A 16,931-nucleotide genomic window follows, 5' to 3' on the forward strand; every position below is an offset into this window, starting at 1 on the left:
AAGTCGAACGTCGTGGCGGGTCTCAAGGCTTACGAAGATGCCAAGTCCGATCCGGACAAGCTTTCCTCGATGGGCTTTGCGGTGGCCATGAACAACGTGAAGATCGCTTCGTCGGAAACGATCCTGGAGATCGTCAACCACGCCATGCTGATCTGCGGCATCGTCGGCTACAAGAACGGTACGCCCTTCAGCCTTGGCCGGCATTTGCGCGACGCTCATTCCGCTCAGCTCATGATCTCGAATGACCGCATCCTCGGCAACACGTCGAGCATGCTTCTCGTCCACAAGCAGGACACTAGCCTACTGGGGTGACAGTCATGGATATGCAGACCTCGTTTCTAGACCGGCTCTTCGAATCCGGTCTCCTGATCGATACCGGCGTCGACGGTCTTTATGGCCGTAGCGGGCAGTTCGAAGACGTGATCACCGCCTTCGAGCGCCTAATCGACAAATTCGGCGGTGCGGATGGCGCAGAAGCCATGCGCTTTCCGCCGGGCATGAACCGCGCGCTTTTCGAAAAGAGCGGCTACATGAAAAGCTTCCCGCAGCTTGCGGGTACCGTCCACAGCTTCTGTGGCAGTGAACTCGATCACATGAACCTGCTGCAGTGCATGGAAGTCGGCGACGACTGGACGGAGGGCCAGCAAGCGACGGATATCGTGCTGACGCCTGCCGCTTGCTATCCCCTTTATCCGACAATCGCCAAGCGCGGCAATCTGCCTGCGAAGGGCGGTCTCTTCGACCTGCAGTCCTATTGCTTTCGCCATGAACCGTCGAAGGATCCCGCCCGCCAGCAGCTCTTCCGCATGCGCGAATATGTCTGCATGGGCACCGAAAGCCACGTGACCGACTTCCGTCAGCGCTGGATGGATCGCGGCGTCGAGATGATGAAGCAGGTCGGCCTAAAAGTCGTCATCGACGTCGCCAACGACCCATTTTTCGGCCGCGGCGGCAAGATGATGGTCAACAACCAGCGTGATCAGAACCTGAAGTTCGAGCTGCTGATCCCGATCACGTCGGCCGCCAAGCCGACAGCCTGCATGAGCTTTAACTATCATCAGGACTCCTTCGGCCTGAAGTGGGACCTGAACCTCGAGGACGGCAGCGTCGCGCACACTGCATGCGTCGGCTTCGGTCTCGAGCGCATCGCGCTTGCGCTGTTCCATCATCACGGGCTCGACGTGACGGAATGGCCGGCGAATGTGCGCAAGACCCTCTGGGGCTGAGCGGTTCGATGTCCTCCGTTTTCCCGGCCATCCGTCCAGATGGCTACCGCCAGCATGCGCTGCATTCCAACGAGCGCATGTGGCCGGAAACCAACTGCTATATCGACCTCTGGATCGAAGTGCTGAACACGCTCAGGCTGCCGCCTGAAGCGATGCTCGGCTTTACCCTGACGCAGGATTTCGAGGGCGATCAATTCACCTTCTTCAAGGTGCCGCTCGAAGACCTCGAGGCGCTTTACGGCATCCGTGTCACCGAACTCGCGATCTTCGACCGCGTCGAGCATCACGTCGAAACGCAGATCAGCCGCAGCCGTCTTTGCCTGATCGAAATGGACTCCTTCTATATGCCGGATACCCACGGTACGGCCTATCGTACCGAACACGGCAAGACGACCGTCGCCATCAACCGGCTGGATGTTGCTGCCAAGCGCGTTGAGTATTTTCACAATGCCGGCTATTTCCAGCTTGAAGGCGAGGACTTCGACGGGCTCTTCCAGATGCATCTGACGGACGGGGATTCGCCCTTCTTGCCCTATACGGAATTTGCAAAATTTCCGGAGGCGTTTCCAGGCGAGAACTATATCGGCGATGTGGCGCACCGTCTTTTCAAAATCCATTTCTCGCGCCGGCCTGCCGAAAACCCGATCCGTGCCTTCGCCAAGCAATTTCCGCAGCAGGTGGAAGTTGTCGCCGAGCGCCCTTTCGGCTTCTTCCACAAATATGCCTTCAACACCTTGCGCCAGTTCGGCGCAAATTTCGAGTTGGCCGCAGATCACCTCGCGTGGCTTTCTCCGGGCAGGTTCGCGCAAGCTGAAGAGAATGCCCGGCGTATCTCCGAAGTGGCGAAGTCGGTGCAGTTTCAGCTTGCCCGTGCCGTCACGCGCAGGAAGTTCGAGCCATTGCAGGCGGCACTTGATCCGGGGGCAGATGCATGGGATGCCATGATGACTTCGATTTCCGATCGACTTTGATACCGGGGGCTTGAACATGGGGGGGCGGTTGGCGAGCGTCGGTGCGGAAGAGGCCCTGCTTTCCGAAGGCTGGAATCTGGTTCTGACGGAACCGGGAGCTTGCTTGACGCCGCATGACATTCCGCCGTCTTCGAGGTTCATTGCCGCACCTGTTCCTGGAACTGTGGCCGACGCTTTGGAGCGCGCCGGTCTCTTCGATCGCGAAAATCCGGAGCCGCTGAATACGAAAGATGCCTGGTACGTCTGCCGGCTCTTCGACGCCCAGCCTGGCGATGTTATCCTCCGTTTCGGAGGGCTTGCGACGCTCTGCCATGTCTTTCTGAATGGGCAGGAAATCCTCTCTTCCGAGAGCATGTTCACGGCGCATGAAATCCCGGTCACGCTTATGGGCGGCGATGATCTGGTCCTTTGTTTCCGTGCGCTCGGTCCCCGTCTGAGCGAGCCCGGAGCCCGCGCCCGCTGGCGTCCTCAGATGATCGGGCCCCAGGGGCTCAAGAACTTTCGTACGACGCTGCTTGGCCACATGCCTGGCTGGTGCCCGGAAATTCATGCTGTCGGCCCGTGGCGGCCGATTACGCTTGTTCGCCGCAGCGCGATGTCGATCGACAATGTCTCGATCCGGGCTGTCCTGGAAAATGGCATCGGCCGCCTCAGCGTTTCATTGCACGCGGATGCCGAAAATCCCGAGATGCTGCTTCGCTGCGGAGAGGTGGAGCAAGGCTTCGAGAAGATCGGCGCAAATCATTATTCGGCGATCCTCAAGCTGCCGGAGGTCACGCCGTGGTGGCCGCATACGCACGGGACTCCGCATCTTTACGAACTGACGCTCGTTTCGGACGGCACCGAATATTCGCTTGGAAAGACCGGCTTCCGGCGGATCGAAATCGATCGTGGCGTCGATGGCGATGGGTTCGGCCTTCGGGTGAATGGCGAGCCCGTCTTCTGCCGCGGTGCTGTCTGGACGACGGCCGATATCGTTCGCCTGCCGGGTGCCCGCGCGGACTACGAGCCCTTTCTGCGCCTTGCTGCCGGCGCCGGTATGAACATGATCCGCATCGGCGGCACGATGGCTTATGAGACGCCAGAGTTCTTCGAGCTTTGCGATGAGCTCGGCATTCTTGTCTGGCAGGACTTCATGTTCGCCAATTTCGACTATCCGCGAAGCGACAAGGCCTTCACGGGCCACGTTCATGCCGAAGTCGAGGGTTTTATCCATGGAGTTCAGGCTTCTCCTTCGCTCGCGGTTCTTTGCGGAGGAAGCGAGATTTATCAACAGGCGGCGATGCTTGGGTTGCCGCAGGAATTCTGGCGCGGGCCGCTGACGGAGGACGTCATTCCGGCGATTGCAGAGCGTATGCGCCCCGACGTGCCCTATGTGCCGAACTCCCCTTGCGGTGGGGCCATGCCTTTTTCGCCAAATGCCGGCGTCACGCATTATTACGGCATTGGAGCCTATATGCGCCCGCTGGAGGATGCTCGCCGCGCCGACGTTCGGTTTGCTGCAGAAACCCTCGCCTTCGCCCATGCGCCGCAACAAAAAACATTGCAGCGGCATCTGGATGTCCCGGCAGTCCATAGTCCGCTGTGGAAAGCTCGCGTTCCGCGGGATCGCGGCGCCTCCTGGGATTTCGAGGATGTTCGCGACTTCTACCTGAAGGAACTTTATGACGTCGACCCAGCGGCGCTGCGCCGGGAAAATCCGGAGCGCTATCTCGATTTGTCCCGCGCCGTGACAGGCGAGGTTCTGACGGAAACCTTCGCGGAATGGCGGCGCAAGGGTTCAAACTGCAACGGTGCGCTTGTCTGGACGCTTCAGGATATTCTGCCTGGTCCCGGTTGGGGCGTTGTCGATTCCACCGGTGAGCCGAAACCGGTCTGGTATGCCATGCGCCGCGCCTTCCGCCCGATTCAAGTGCTGCTGACGGACGAGGGCACGAACGGTCTTGACGTGCATGTCATCAATGAAACCGGCGAAAGCCTGCCGGTTGAGCTTGAAGTCGTCTGCCTGCGAGACGGTAGGCAAAGAGCCGTCGGCGGCAGCCAAGTACTGATACTTGCGCCAAGATCCACCGAAAAGCTCGCCGCGACCGAGCTCTTCGGTGCATTTTTCGACACGACCTATGCATTCCGTTTCGGTCCGCCTGCCCATGACGTAACCGTCGCGCGGCTGCGCTCTGCCGATGGCGGCCTGCTTGCCGAAGCATTCCATTTCCCGCTCGGACGGTCGAAGGCGTTTCACGATGCCGCGATCGATGTGAAGGCCGTAGAAGATGGCGGGAACTGGACCCTTGAGCTGCAGGCCGATCGCCTTGCGCAGTCCGTACACGTTGATGTCCCGAATTACCGTGCAGCCGACGATTGGTTTCATCTGGCGCCAGGTTCGGTCAAACGCGTCACACTGCATGCGCTTGCGGGCGCGACGAAGGGCGAGGCGCCCGCTGGTGAAATCAGGACGTTGGGAGGTTCGCGTATTTTGGCGATCTGACCGCGTGGCTGCGGTCCTCATGCGGTGTTGCCTGGCGCGTCCCGATCTTCAGCGAAATGGAGCGGACTTCCTGAAGATAGAAGGACTGAGCATGTGCCTGTGTAAGGTTATGATCGGCTTCCGGTATGATGTTGAGCCGAACGTTGCCGTAGCGTTTCAGATATGAGCCATTCTTGCCAAAATGATCGTTGAACTGCTCAAGACCGGTATCATGGGCGGTATAGATCAGCGACACGTCAACCTTGCGGGCTTTCAGGGACTGGAAGAGATCGAGAATTGCGGTCCGCTCCTCGGATCGGAACGGCAGGAAATCCAGCATCGGACGGCTTAGCCTGATCGCGCGTCGCACCAGAGAGGTGATGAAATTTTTGATTGCCCGCGGGACATCGATTTCACCGCGCAACAACCGCTTTAGGGTTTCGAACTGCAGCAGCTTCAGGCGGTATGTTTCGAGCGAGCGCGGCACATGGCGAAGCGATGCGTCGACCGTGAGCTTACCGGACCAGTGGAAGACATAGGGATTGGCAGCAATCAAGCCGCTGGAGCGTTCATCCCAGAGGCTGCCCTGGAAAGCGAGGTAACCGCCGCTGCAGCGACCGACAAGCACGGCAGGCAGCAGCTTGGATGACTCCAGAAGATCGAAGGCCGCTGCGATCTCGTCGTTCTGTCCCTTGAAGTAGAGCACCTGCTCCGGCGCGCCGGGTGTGGGCGGGCTATCTGCGACATTCGCATTGTCGAAGCGCAGCGAGGGAATGCCGTCGCGGGCAAGCGCGCGCGCCATTTTTACGGATGTGCGGCCCCAGCCCGCATGCCGGTCGTAAGCCGTCGTCAAGATGATTGCGGTTGCACCCCGGCGCGGAGCCGTGGGCTCGCAAAGAATGCCATAGAGTTCGTCAGCTTTTCCAAATCGCAACGGCGTCTCGGTGAACTCGGCGGTTGTAAGCGGTGCTACGGTCGGGCGTTGCCTTCGCGTTGATGTCCCCATCTGAGAACGGGAAATCGATTTCACCCATTCGACGATGTGATTGCCGGTCTCTACCGGCATCGTTGCGATCGTCGGGTTGAAGACGAGTTCGTCATAGCCGCGATAGACAGCTTCGCGCGTGGCCGGATGCAGGTCTTTGACATGGGCGGCAAAATCTTCGTCGGCCGAACGGTTGGGGCGTGTCAGCACCAAGCAGTTTCTTGCGTCGAGCTTCGAAAGCTCCATGAGGTTGATTTTGCGAACTTCCGCTGCGATTTCGTCCGACATACGAAGGCCGGCGATCCATACGCCCTGTGTTTCGCGCTGGCTCTCGGCAACGCCCATTCCGTCGTCGATCATCTTCGACCATACGGAGAGTTCACGCAGATAGAGCCGGCCGGAGATTGCAGGCGCCATCAATGCAATGCCCTCGACACCGCCGAGCCTTTGCGCCAGATCGACAGCGATCGTGCTGCCGAGACTCTGGCTCACAAGTATGATGTTGTCACAGCCGGAAAGCGATTTCAGCTGCGCTGCAGCCTGCTCCGCCGTTTCGAGCCAGACCGCCAGGCCGCGGCTATGGTCCGTTACGTCCAGCGCGTCGCCGGTTCCTGCGTAATCGAAGCGCAGGCTTGCCACACCCGCTTCGGCAAGTTCTTCTGCCAGGATACGGAAGAACTTGCGGGTGCACATTTCCTCGAAGCCCCAGGGGCTGACAAAGAGAACGGCCGTGGATTTGCGTGCGGCTTGACTGGCAGGTGCGTAAAGGCCGATTGTGCCAGCAAAAGTCACCGGCTCGGCTGCTGCGGCAGCTCTTTGCGTTGTCTTGCTTTTGTTGGTATCCAGCCCCGTGCTCATTTCGATTCCTCGTCATATTCTGCGCGGCGTGAGCAGCGCCAGCGCATGAAATGCCAGTGGATGCGCCAGCTTCGGCAGGCGATTGACGATCTGTTCCATCACCGCAATATCAGCAGCCGGAATGGCGCTCAGCAGGCGTAGGGCGATCCCATAGGCGCCTGCCGCTGCGATAACCGCAACAACAAGACCGCCAATTCCTGGAACAAGATGAACGGCTCCAAATGCTGTCGCCCCGCAAAGGACCGCGGCAGCGGCGATGCGGACAATCGGGATCGACATTTGGTAGATCGAGCCGTCGAGGTCGATACGCGCGACCATCAATATGCACATGACCGTAAATGCCAGAAAACGGATTGCCGCAGCACCTTCTCCGCCATACCAGGGCACGGCGGCAAAACAGCCCACAGCGAGTACAAGGCTGGCTATGCCTCCGATCATCAGGCGTTCGCGAATTCGATCGACGGAATACAGATATTGCGTGCAAATCTGTGTGAAGACGTAAGGTATGGCCGTCAGCGCCAAGATGGCGACTGTACCGCCTGCCGGCGCGAAGGGCTGGCCGAAGATTGCAACGACGAGCGGCTTGGCGATAGCGGCAAGGCCGACGCTCATCGGCAGCGTGATGTATGCAATGCTTCGAACGACCCCTTCAAAGATGCTCGCAGGGAGTTTGCCGTTGGGATTGGAATGAATTTTTTCCGAATAATAGGGAATAAGGCTACCGCTCAGCTGGACGGGAAGCTGCAGTGCGAGATTGGCTAGCGACAAACCGACGGCATAATAGCCGACAGCCTCCACGCCCCAATCCTTCTGCAGGAAGAAGAGCTCAATGCGATTTAGGAAGATCGATGTATTTGCGTATTCCAAGGACAGAATGAACGAAGAGCTCGCGAGATAATTCACGCCGATACCACACGAGTTTGCGCGGGCCGAGGCAATCCTGAGCGTAAAGAGGAACATCAGGAACTGACCGGCTGCATAACCGGCCAAGGCGCCGCTAACGCCGTATAGCAGCGCACCTGCAAGCACGACGACGACCTGTACGACGGAGCTTGCGATCGTCAGCAGAAAATAAGGCGCGAGATTCTGTTCCCCGATGAGATAGTTCTTGGTGTAAGCCCCGATCGACTGGAAAAGGAAGAGGACGCCGGTGATGACAATCACGGCCGGGGCGCCGACGGCCCAATGAAGCTGCTCGGCTTCGAAATAGACCAGGGAATAAACGGCGAGCACTATCAGCGACGCAATGATCGTTGGCCGTACGAGATAGGCGGCAAAGCTACGGCGTTCTTCATAGGATCTGCCCTGGGCCCGCAGTTGCGGCAGGATGCGCAGAAGCATGACGCCAGTGCCTAGTTCGGCGACAAGCGCTCCGGTCGTTACCAGCCACAGGGAAAATGCGATAATCCCGTTTGCTTCCGGGCCGAGCAGCCGCGCGGCGATGATCGAACATGCAAAACCCGTTGCAAGCAGGGTCAGGCCTGCTGCCGCATTGAGCGCCGAGTTTGCCATTATGCTCTTCGCCATGAATACTACCGCTTTTCCTTTTCCCGGAGACCACAGCGCATAATGAAGTGTCTATTTCAGATACCTTAATATTTGTCGCTTAAAGTCCAGTTAAACGTCGCACCTGTGATCGTTATGAAAATCACCGCAATTTGCCGGCTTATGCCTTCAGGGGTATCGATTGTTCAGCCTCATCGTCTGTACCGTTGATCGTTTCGATCAACTCGAGCGTCTCTTTGGATCATTGGCAAGGCAGACGCTGAAGACGTTTGAAATCATTCTGGTTGATCAGAATGAAGATGGCCGGCTATTCGATCTGGTGGAACGCTTCGCGTCTTCCTTTCCCATTCACCATCTACGCTCCGGGCGCGGGCTTTCGCATGCGCGCAATAACGGAATTGCGAAAGCATCGGGAACCTATGTGTGCTTTCCCGACGACGACTGCTGGTACCAGCCCGTTACCTTGGAAATCGCTGCGCGGCTCTTTCGAGAAAATCCCGCGCTTTCGATCGTAACGGGACGAACGCTTGATGCGGATGGCAAGCCTTCCGTTAGCCCCACGGGTGATCGCAGCGTAGAGATATCCCGCCGGACTTATCTTAGCTGCGGCAATTCGAACGGCATCTTCGTTCGTCGTGAAGCGCTTTCGGCAATCGGCGGCTTCGACGAGAATCTGGGCGTTGGGTCGGCGTCGCCGTTTCAAAGCGGAGAGGAGGCCGATCTCCTGCTGCGCTTCGTCGGTGCCGGTCAAAAACTCATGTACTTCCCGGAACTCATCGTCCATCACGATCAGGTTGTGAACGTGATCGGTACCCAGCAGATCGAACGCGCTCGAAAATATGGTCGCGGTTTCGGTGCGCTGCTGCGCAAGCACGATTTTTCTTTGCCGTACGTGACCTACAGAATTGCACGCCCGGCGATCGGCTGGCTTGTTGCGCGGTTGCGCTTTAATGCGGATGAAGCGGCATTCAAACGAGCATGGCTCAAAGGGATCGTCGAAGGGTACAAGGCTTGGCCGGGATGGAACGGCGCTGATCAGTCGCTTAGGATTGAGTCGTAGACGCTGAAATAGCGCCCCGCCACCGTTTGCCACGAATACCGGCCGGCTTCCTGCATCAGCGCCAGGCGAATGCCCGCCGGATCGATTGAAAGAGCAAGGTAAGCCGACTCCAAAGTATCAGCCGCGGCTTGCGGATCGGAAAAGTCGGCAAGGCGTAGCAACGGGTGTTTTGCGGCCAGACCGCAATAGGCTGCATTTCCGTTGAGTACCGGCAGAAGGCCAGCACTCATGGCTTCGAGGGCGACGAGGCCGAAGCCTTCATATTCAGAGGCGGAAGCGAAAAGCGACGCGCCGCCAATGAGGCGGGCGATCGAATCGTTGTCCGGCGAAACAGTGAGCGTCACGGTACTGTCGAGTGCGCGTGCCTGGATTTCTCGCCGTAGGTCTGCTTCCTTGAGGTCGGATTCAGAGCCGACGATGTCGAGATGCCATTCCGGGTTGCGTGCTTTCAGGATGAGCATGACATCCAGCAGATGATCGAGCCGCTTGTTGACGGAAAAGCGACCGATGGTAGTGACGCGGCGTTGTGGTTTTAGAGATGCGCTGTCGGCGAATTTGCCGATGTCCACGCCGTTCTCGATCAGGATGCTCGTTCTTGGCGAGATTTTGCGAAACTGTTCCAGATCGGAGACGCTGCAGCCGACGATGCGTTTGTACGCCCTTGCCGACATGCGTGTCAGGGTCTGGAACCAAAGCTTCTTGATCGTGGCGTATTTTCGAGTGTGGAAGAAGCCGCCGTGGGTGGTCACGATCATCGGCTTGCCGTGAAGGAGACGTCCCAGGGCCAATGCGTCGAAGAAGAAGTCGATCGCGTGCACGTGAATGACGGCGGCGTCGCCCAGGTGGCGAAAGACTTGCGGTGCGATCGGATAGCGCTGGCTGCCCGACCAGGGGATGCGGACGACATCGATACCGTCGATCGTCTCATGAGTGGACAGTTTGTTGTCCCGCGACGTGAAGAGCGAATCGAGCGTTATGACGCGGACGCGATAGCCGTGTTTGATCGTCTGGTAGGCAAGGTTGGCGACAACATCTTCCAGCCCGCCGCGATTAGGCAGAAACTGGCGTACGACATGCACGATCAGTGGTGCAGCATCTGCCTGCGGCACCGATGTGACGGTCTCTGTTTCCACTGCTGACATCGTTCACCTACCGGCCACATGGCCGCAACTTGGCTCTGACCAGATAATGGATGGCGTTAAAGCGCGGTTTACGGGGAGACCGGCGGATCGATTGTTGCCGAAGAAGGTTAATCGTATCTGTCAGAAGGCCTTGAAGGTCAGCGTCGTCAGCGAGCGGACAATGCCGGGGATATTGGCGATGTTGTCGTTGATGAACTTGCCGATGTCCTGACCCTCCTCGATATAGACCTTGAGAAGCAGGTCGTAATCGCCGCTCGTCGAATAAAGCTCCGAGACGCGTTCGGTCTGGTAAATCGCGTCGGCAACCTCGTAGGTCTTGCCGGGCGCGCATTGGAGCTGGACGAAAATGGGCTTCATGGGAGTTTCCTGCGAAAAATTCTGATTGGGCGCATAATGCTCGAAAGCGCTCTTCCGATGCAAGCCGTTCTGTCATCCCGCTTTGGCTTCTGCGGTGATCCAGCCGCGAAAGGCTGAAAGCGGCGCATAGTCGGCCTGCTCGGGAGGACAGGCGAGATAATAGTTTTCGCTGCTTTCCATTTCCCGGCCGATCGCCGCGACAAGATCACCACGCTTCAGCTCGTCCTGAATGAGAAATGTCGGCAGCAGCGCGACGCCGAGGCCGGTGATCGCTGCCTGGGCCGCCGTCGCAAACTGGTCGAACAACATGCCGTGTACGTTTTGGAAGGCGACGCCGTTATCGGCAAACCACCGCTCCCAGGCATCGGGGCGGGTCGTCAGATGCAATAGGGGAACATCCAGCAGGTCTTCAGCCCCGGTGATGCCGTGCTGCCTCAGGAAGGCGGGGCTGCAGGCAGCAACCGTCTTTTCGGACATCAGAAACGTCAATTCCGCTCCCGGCCAATGCGGATGGCCGAAGTGAATAGCGGCGTCGATGGAATCGAGCCGGAAATCGAAGGGGGAGAGCCGGGTGACGAGATTGATCGTAACGCCCGGGTTCTGGCCTAGGAACCGCCCGAGGCGTGGTGCCAGCCAGCGGGTGCCGAAGGTCGGCAGGATGGCGAGATTCAGCGTTCCGCCATGCGGATTAGCGCGCAGGTTCAGCGATGCGCTGGAAATTCGGCGAAGTGCCTCGCGGATCTCGCGGGCGTAGCTGTCGCCCGCAAGCGTGAGGCGCACCGTCTGGCGTTCGCGATGAAAAAGTTCAGCGCCAAGCTGTTCTTCCAGCGCCTTGATCTGGCGGCTAACGGCGCTCTGGGTGAGATCGAGTTCGCGGGCTGCTGACGTCACGCTGCCGGTTCGGGCGACGGCCTCGAAGGCGGCGAGCAATGAAATCGACGGCAGAAAACGTCGCGAAGGCAGCATGGTTCATTCCAACTAAGAATGATCTGTTTCCAAAACATCGATATTCATGGCGCTGGAGCCTTTGTAAAGAGTTCTATCCTCCAAAATCGGAATGACCCGGAGTTCTTTGATGCCGAGCACCGTGCAGGACGAGATGAAGCTCTATGCCGAGCGCCAGTCGGCTTCTCGACGCTGTGATGAAGACGCTGGGGATCGTCGGCCTGGAGTTGAAACCGTTGACTGAGGCTGCTTCCGCGATGCCGTGGACGGCGCTAGAGTACTGCCGCGTTTGCTTGGAATGGATTGACCGATGCTGAATGATTCCCGCTCCCACGGGCTCTGGGAAAAGACCGCACCGCTGCCGCCGGAGACATCGGCGCTAAAGGGCATGCTGTCGGCCGATGTGGTGATTGTCGGCGGCGGCTACACCGGGCTGTCGTCCGGCCTTCATCTTGCCGAAGCCGGTTCGAAGGTCGTGCTGTTGGAGGCCAAGGAGATCGGTTTCGGTGGCGCTGGCCGCAATGTCGGGCTGATCAATGCCGGCATGTGGGTGATGCCGGACGATCTGCCTCGCGTTCTCGGGCAGACCTATGGCGATCGCCTGCTCGGTATGCTGGGCGAGGCGCCTCGCCTTGTCATGGAGTTGATCGAAAAGCACGACATCGCCTGCGAGCTCGAAACGAACGGTACGCTGCATTGCGCCGTCGGAGCGGATGGGTTGAAGGAAATCGAGACACGTGCTGCGCAGTGGTCCGCGCGCGCGGCGCCAGTGAGGTTGCTTGATGCCGCCGAGACCGCGCGTCGCGTTGGCAGCAGCGCCTATGCCGGATCGCTGCTCGATATGCGTGCGGGAACACTGCAGCCGCTCGCTTATGCACGAGGTTTGGCGCATGCGGCTATCAAGGCGGGCGTTTCGATCCATACATCGAGCCCTGTTATCGCAACCGAACGAGACGGTAGCCGATGGACGGTGAAGACTAAGAGCGGCCAAGTGACCGCTGACTGGATTATCGTCGCGACGGATGCCTATAGCACCGGACCATGGGAACAGGTCCGCTGCGAGCAAGTGCATCTTCCCTATTTCAATTTCGCGACGGCGCCACTTAGCGATAATCTGCGCAAATCGATTCTGCCCGGTCGCGAGGGCTGTTGGGATACGAAGGAGATACTGTCCTCATTCCGGATGGATCGTGCCGGGCGTCTCGTTTTCGGCAGTGTCGGAGCGTTGCGCAATACCGGCGCTGCAGTTCACAAAAGCTGGGCGAAACGCTCGCTGAAGAGGCTCTTTCCGCAGATCGGCGACGTAGAATTCGAATACGAATGGTATGGCAAGATCGGCATGACCGACAATGCGCTACCACGCTTTCACAGGTTCGCGCCGAATGCCGTCGGCTTCTCCGGCTATAACGGCCGGGGCATTGCGCCTGGCACGGTATTCGGCCGTACGCTGGCACACCATATATTGGGCCGGATCGCGGAGGCGGACCTGCCCTTGCCGGTTACGGACCTGCGGGAGCCCGGTTTCCGCGCGCTCAAGGAAATGTGGTACGAAGCCGGCGCCCAGGTCGCTCACTTCGCCGACGCGCGCTTTTGAGTAAAAGCTCGCAATCAAGAACAAGAAGGTTGGAAACACGACAATGACCATTGCTACGCTCGATCTTGCAGCCGAGACGAAGAAACTGCTTTCCGAACTCGGCGTCGATGCGGCCCGCTATACCGGCGGCTCGCTGCGTGTCGCTTCGCCGATCACCGGCAAGGAAATCGGCCTCCTCAGGGAACATTCCGTCGCGGATGCCAAAACGGCGATCGACGAAGCGCACAAGGCATTTGCCGAATGGCGCGCAGTCCCTGCACCGAAGCGCGGCGAACTCGTCCGTTTGCTTGGCGAAGAGCTTCGCGCGGCAAAGCCGGCGCTCGGACGCCTCGTTTCGATCGAAGTCGGCAAGATCACGTCCGAAGGTCTCGGCGAAGTCCAGGAAATGATCGACATCTGCGATTTCGCGGTCGGCCTTTCGCGCCAGCTCTACGGCCTCACGATTGCAACGGAGCGCTCCGAGCACCGCATGATGGAAAGCTGGCATCCGCTCGGCGTGGTCGGCATCATTTCGGCCTTCAACTTCCCGGTCGCGGTCTGGTCGTGGAATGCGGCGCTGGCGCTCGTCTGCGGCAATTCCACCGTCTGGAAGCCGTCGGAAAAGACGCCGCTGACGGCACTTGCCGTACAGGCGCTGTTCGAAAAGGCGCTGAAGCGCTTCGTCGCCGAAGGCGGGCAGGCACCGGCGAACCTTTCGACGCTGCTGATTGGCGGCCGCGATGTCGGTGAGGTCCTCGTCGATCACCCGAAGGTGCCGCTGATTTCCGCCACCGGCTCCACGGCCATGGGCCGCGCCGTCGGTCCGCGGCTGTCGCAGCGCTTTGCCCGTGCGATCCTTGAACTCGGCGGCAACAATGCCGCCATCATCTGCCCGACAGCCGATCTCGATCTCACTCTGCGCGGCGTTGCCTTTTCGTCGATGGGAACCGCCGGCCAGCGCTGCACGACGCTTCGCCGTCTCTTCGTGCACGAGAGCATCTACGACAAACTCGTGCCTCGCCTGCAAAAAGCCTATGGATCGGTCACGATCGGCAATCCGTTGGAAAACGGGACGCTTGTCGGTCCGCTGATCGACAAAGCGGCCTTCGAGAAGATGCAGTCGGCTCTATCCGAGGCAAAGTCGGCCGGCGGCAAGGTCACGGGCGGCGAGCGCGTCGAAAACGGCGCTGCCGAAGCCTTCTATGTGCGTCCGGCGCTTGTCGAGATGCCGTCTCAGACGGGTCCTGTCGAACACGAGACCTTCGCACCGATCCTCTATGTCATGAAGTACACGGATTTCGACGACGTGCTGAAACTGCACAATGCCGTGCCGCAGGGCCTATCCTCCTCGATCTTCACCAATGACATGCGTGAAGCCGAAACCTTTGTTTCCGCCCGCGGCTCGGATTGCGGCATCGCCAACGTCAATCTCGGCCCGTCGGGTGCCGAAATCGGCGGTGCTTTCGGTGGCGAAAAGGAAACCGGGGGCGGCCGCGAATCCGGCTCGGATGCCTGGAAGGCCTACATGCGCCGCACGACGAACACGATCAATTACGGCAAGACGCTGCCGCTCGCTCAGGGTGTCAAGTTCGACGTCGAGTGATCGAATGCCGCGTTGAACCTGAAGGGACGATGACGTAACACCGTCATCGTCCCTTCTTTTTTGCCCAAGGTTTTTCTCCATGCATCTGACACTTGCCGCAGCCGAAGCACTGGTTATCGACGCGTTGAAGCGCAGCGGAGTGGAGGAGGGAAATTCGCGCTCCGTCGCGCGTGCACTGGTCGCCGCAGAAGCCGCAGGACAGGGTGGCCACGGGCTGCGCCGCGTCGTTGCCTATGCGGCCCAGGCAAAGTCCGGAAAGGTTGACGGAATAGCCAAGCCCGTCGTCTTCCAGCCTTTTCCATCCGTCATCCAGATCGACGCCTGCCACGGTTATGCTTATCCGGCTTTCGATCTCGCCGTACCGTTGTTGTCGGAGATGGCGCGCAAACAGGGCATTGCGCTTGCCGCTATCCGCCGTTCGCATCATGCAGGTGTGCTCGCGCTGACCGTCGAGCGTTTTGCCGAAGCTGGTCTCGTGGCGCTGATGGTTGCGAATGCGACGGCTTCCATGGCAGCCTGGGGCGGACGCAAGCCCGTCTTCGGCACCAATCCCATTGCCTTTGCGGCGCCCGTTCCCGCAGATGATCCGATCGTCATCGACCTTGCGCTGTCGCGCGTTGCGCGTGGCAAGATCATGGCCGCCCGGCAAAAGGGCGCATCGATCCCGGCCAATTGGGCCTTTGATCGTGACGGCCAGCCGACAACCGATGCGGTTGCCGCTCTCGAGGGCACCATGGTGCCATCCGGCGAGGCCAAGGGTGCTGCGCTTGCCATGATGGTCGAGATTCTCGCAGCACCGCTCGCGGGTGCCAATTTTTCCTTCGAATCCACTTCCTTGTTCGATGACAAAGGAGCAGCGCCCGGCCTTGGGCAGATGCTGATCGTTATCAATCCCGAAGCCAGCGGTGGAAGCTTTGCAGCGTCGCGTCTGGGCGAACTTGCCGCTGAAATTTCCTCCGATCCCAGTGTCCGCCTGCCCGGTCGCCGCGGTCAGAACGCGCGAAAATACGCGCTGGAGCATGGCATCGAAGTCGAGGATGACGTGATCGACGCCATCCTTACTATATAGAATTATTCTAAAGTTGATGGATGGGTTCAAGTATTTGTGAAGACCGGCGGCAAGGCGAAACTTGAAAAACGAAATCAAGAAAAATATACGGGGCGCGCATCACCCGGGGAGTTTGGGTGACACCGCCATGGAGGGCATCATGAAAATTTCTCTTACGCGCATTTCCGCGCTCGCTTTGGCCGCCTCGCTTCTTGCTGCGACGTCGCTGGCATCCAGCGCAAATGCGCAGGAATCCGAAGGTATCGTCGTCTATAACGCTCAGCACGAAAGCCTCGGCCGCGAATGGATCGATGCCTTCACCAAGGAGACCGGCATCAAGGTCACGATGCGCCAAGGCAGCGACATGCAGTTCGCCAACCAGATCATCCAGGAAGGCGACGCTTCCCCGGCCGACGTGTTCCTGACCGAGAACTCTCCGGCGATGGCGCTTGTCGATGGCGCGGGCCTGTTTGCCCCGGTCGACAAAGAAACGCTTGATCTGGTCCCGGCGCAGTACCGTCCGACCGACGGCATGTGGACCGGCATCGCCGCCCGCTCGACGGTGTTTGTGTATGACAAGACGAAGCTCACCGAAGACAAGCTGCCGAAGTCGATGCTCGATCTCGCCGATCCGGCCTGGAAGGGCCGTTGGGGTGCATCGCCTGCCGGTGCCGATTTCCAAGCAATCGTCGGTGCACTGCTGCAGCTGAAGGGCGAAGAAGCAACGGCGCAATGGTTGAAGGCCATGAAGGAAAACGCAACGCCTTATAAGGGCAACAGTGTTGCGATGAAGGCCGTCAATGCCGGCGAAGTCGAAGGCGCGGTCATCTATCATTACTATTGGTTCGGCGACCAGGCGAAGACTGGCGAAAACAGCGAGAATGTCGGCCTGCACTACTTCAAGAACCAGGATCCGGGCGCGTTCGTCAGCGTGTCGGGCGGCGGCATCCTGAAGTCGACGCAGCATATGAAGGAAGCCCAGGCGTTCTTGAAGTTCGTCGCCGGCAAAGCCGGTCAGGACATCCTGAAGAACGGCACGTCCTATGAATACGCGGTCAGCGGCGCGTCGAACGACAAGCTCGTCCCGCTTGCCGATCTCAATGCGCCGAAGGTTGAAGCTTCCGAGCTTGACAGCAAGAAAGTCGTCGAGCTGATGACGGCCGCTGGCCTGATCTAAGCCTCTCTGCCGCAGG

At 59.3% G+C, this 16,931-nt stretch carries 13 protein-coding genes and 1 pseudogene; 9 read left to right on the forward strand and 5 right to left on the reverse strand.

Annotation, left to right across the window (positions count from 1 at the left end):
• The 4 genes and pseudogenes from A3C3_RS39220 to A3C3_RS0124990 all read left to right on the forward strand — a co-directional run.
• A pseudogene (locus tag A3C3_RS39220) lies at positions 1 to 312 on the forward strand (acyl-CoA dehydrogenase family protein); the annotation flags it as partial.
• Positions 313 to 317: 5 nt separating this feature from the next.
• Entirely contained in the window at positions 318 to 1,226 is a 909-nt protein-coding gene (locus tag A3C3_RS0124980) for an amino acid--[acyl-carrier-protein] ligase (protein WP_022717308.1), read from the forward strand.
• Positions 1,217 to 2,197: a DUF1839 family protein gene (locus A3C3_RS0124985; RefSeq protein WP_028739967.1), complete on the forward strand. Its 981-nt coding sequence runs from the start codon at positions 1,217 to 1,219 to the stop codon at positions 2,195 to 2,197. Before A3C3_RS0124980 ends, A3C3_RS0124985 begins: the two co-directional genes overlap by 10 nt.
• A 16-nt stretch (positions 2,198 to 2,213) precedes the next feature.
• Positions 2,214 to 4,682, forward strand: coding sequence for a beta-mannosidase (locus A3C3_RS0124990; RefSeq protein ID WP_022717310.1), 2,469 nt, complete (start codon positions 2,214 to 2,216; stop codon positions 4,680 to 4,682).
• Here A3C3_RS0124990 and A3C3_RS39225 read toward each other — a convergent pair.
• The gene (locus A3C3_RS39225) at positions 4,645 to 6,504 is read right to left on the reverse strand and encodes a serine aminopeptidase domain-containing protein (protein ID WP_084797021.1); all 1,860 of its coding nucleotides are present in this window, start codon (positions 6,502 to 6,504) and stop codon (positions 4,645 to 4,647) included. The genes A3C3_RS0124990 and A3C3_RS39225 overlap by 38 nt on opposite strands.
• A 12-nt stretch (positions 6,505 to 6,516) precedes the next feature.
• The gene (locus A3C3_RS0125000) at positions 6,517 to 8,031 is read right to left on the reverse strand and encodes a lipopolysaccharide biosynthesis protein (RefSeq protein WP_028739968.1); all 1,515 of its coding nucleotides are present in this window, start codon (positions 8,029 to 8,031) and stop codon (positions 6,517 to 6,519) included.
• Positions 8,032 to 8,191: 160 nt separating this feature from the next.
• Between A3C3_RS0125000 and A3C3_RS39230 the strand changes: the two genes are divergently transcribed.
• Complete coding sequence (locus A3C3_RS39230) at positions 8,192 to 9,070, forward strand: glycosyltransferase family 2 protein (RefSeq protein WP_022717311.1); 879 nt, start codon at positions 8,192 to 8,194, stop codon at positions 9,068 to 9,070.
• On the opposite strand, the gene A3C3_RS0125010 is transcribed toward A3C3_RS39230, so the two are convergent.
• From A3C3_RS0125010 to A3C3_RS0125020, 3 genes are all read right to left on the reverse strand, one after another.
• Complete coding sequence (locus tag A3C3_RS0125010) at positions 9,046 to 10,212, reverse strand: glycosyltransferase family 4 protein (RefSeq protein WP_022717312.1); 1,167 nt, start codon at positions 10,210 to 10,212, stop codon at positions 9,046 to 9,048. The genes A3C3_RS39230 and A3C3_RS0125010 overlap by 25 nt on opposite strands.
• 120 nt (positions 10,213 to 10,332) lie before the next feature.
• A complete protein-coding gene (locus A3C3_RS0125015) occupies positions 10,333 to 10,569 on the reverse strand; it encodes an Lrp/AsnC ligand binding domain-containing protein (protein WP_016556708.1) in 237 nt (78 codons plus the stop codon).
• A gap of 72 nt (positions 10,570 to 10,641) precedes the next feature.
• Complete coding sequence (locus A3C3_RS0125020) at positions 10,642 to 11,535, reverse strand: LysR family transcriptional regulator (protein ID WP_022717314.1); 894 nt, start codon at positions 11,533 to 11,535, stop codon at positions 10,642 to 10,644.
• Between the two features lie 289 nt (positions 11,536 to 11,824).
• On the opposite strand from A3C3_RS0125020, the gene A3C3_RS0125030 reads away from it, so the two are divergent.
• The 4 genes from A3C3_RS0125030 (at position 11,825) to A3C3_RS0125045 (ending at position 16,915) form a co-directional block, all read left to right on the forward strand.
• Positions 11,825 to 13,108: an NAD(P)/FAD-dependent oxidoreductase gene (locus A3C3_RS0125030; RefSeq protein WP_022717316.1), complete on the forward strand. Its 1,284-nt coding sequence runs from the start codon at positions 11,825 to 11,827 to the stop codon at positions 13,106 to 13,108.
• A 43-nt stretch (positions 13,109 to 13,151) separates the two neighbouring features.
• Positions 13,152 to 14,690: an L-piperidine-6-carboxylate dehydrogenase gene (gene amaB, locus A3C3_RS0125035; RefSeq protein WP_022717317.1), complete on the forward strand. Its 1,539-nt coding sequence runs from the start codon at positions 13,152 to 13,154 to the stop codon at positions 14,688 to 14,690.
• Positions 14,691 to 14,769: 79 nt separating this feature from the next.
• Complete coding sequence (locus A3C3_RS0125040) at positions 14,770 to 15,759, forward strand: Ldh family oxidoreductase (RefSeq protein WP_022717318.1); 990 nt, start codon at positions 14,770 to 14,772, stop codon at positions 15,757 to 15,759.
• Positions 15,760 to 15,898: 139 nt separating this feature from the next.
• The gene (locus tag A3C3_RS0125045; RefSeq protein ID WP_022717319.1) at positions 15,899 to 16,915 is read left to right on the forward strand and encodes an iron ABC transporter substrate-binding protein; all 1,017 of its coding nucleotides are present in this window, start codon (positions 15,899 to 15,901) and stop codon (positions 16,913 to 16,915) included.
• The last annotated feature ends 16 nt before the right edge of the window (positions 16,916 to 16,931 follow it).

Origin of the sequence: Rhizobium mongolense USDA 1844 (assembly GCF_000419765.1) — a bacterium.
GTDB classification, from domain to species: Bacteria; Pseudomonadota; Alphaproteobacteria; order Rhizobiales; family Rhizobiaceae; genus Rhizobium; species Rhizobium mongolense.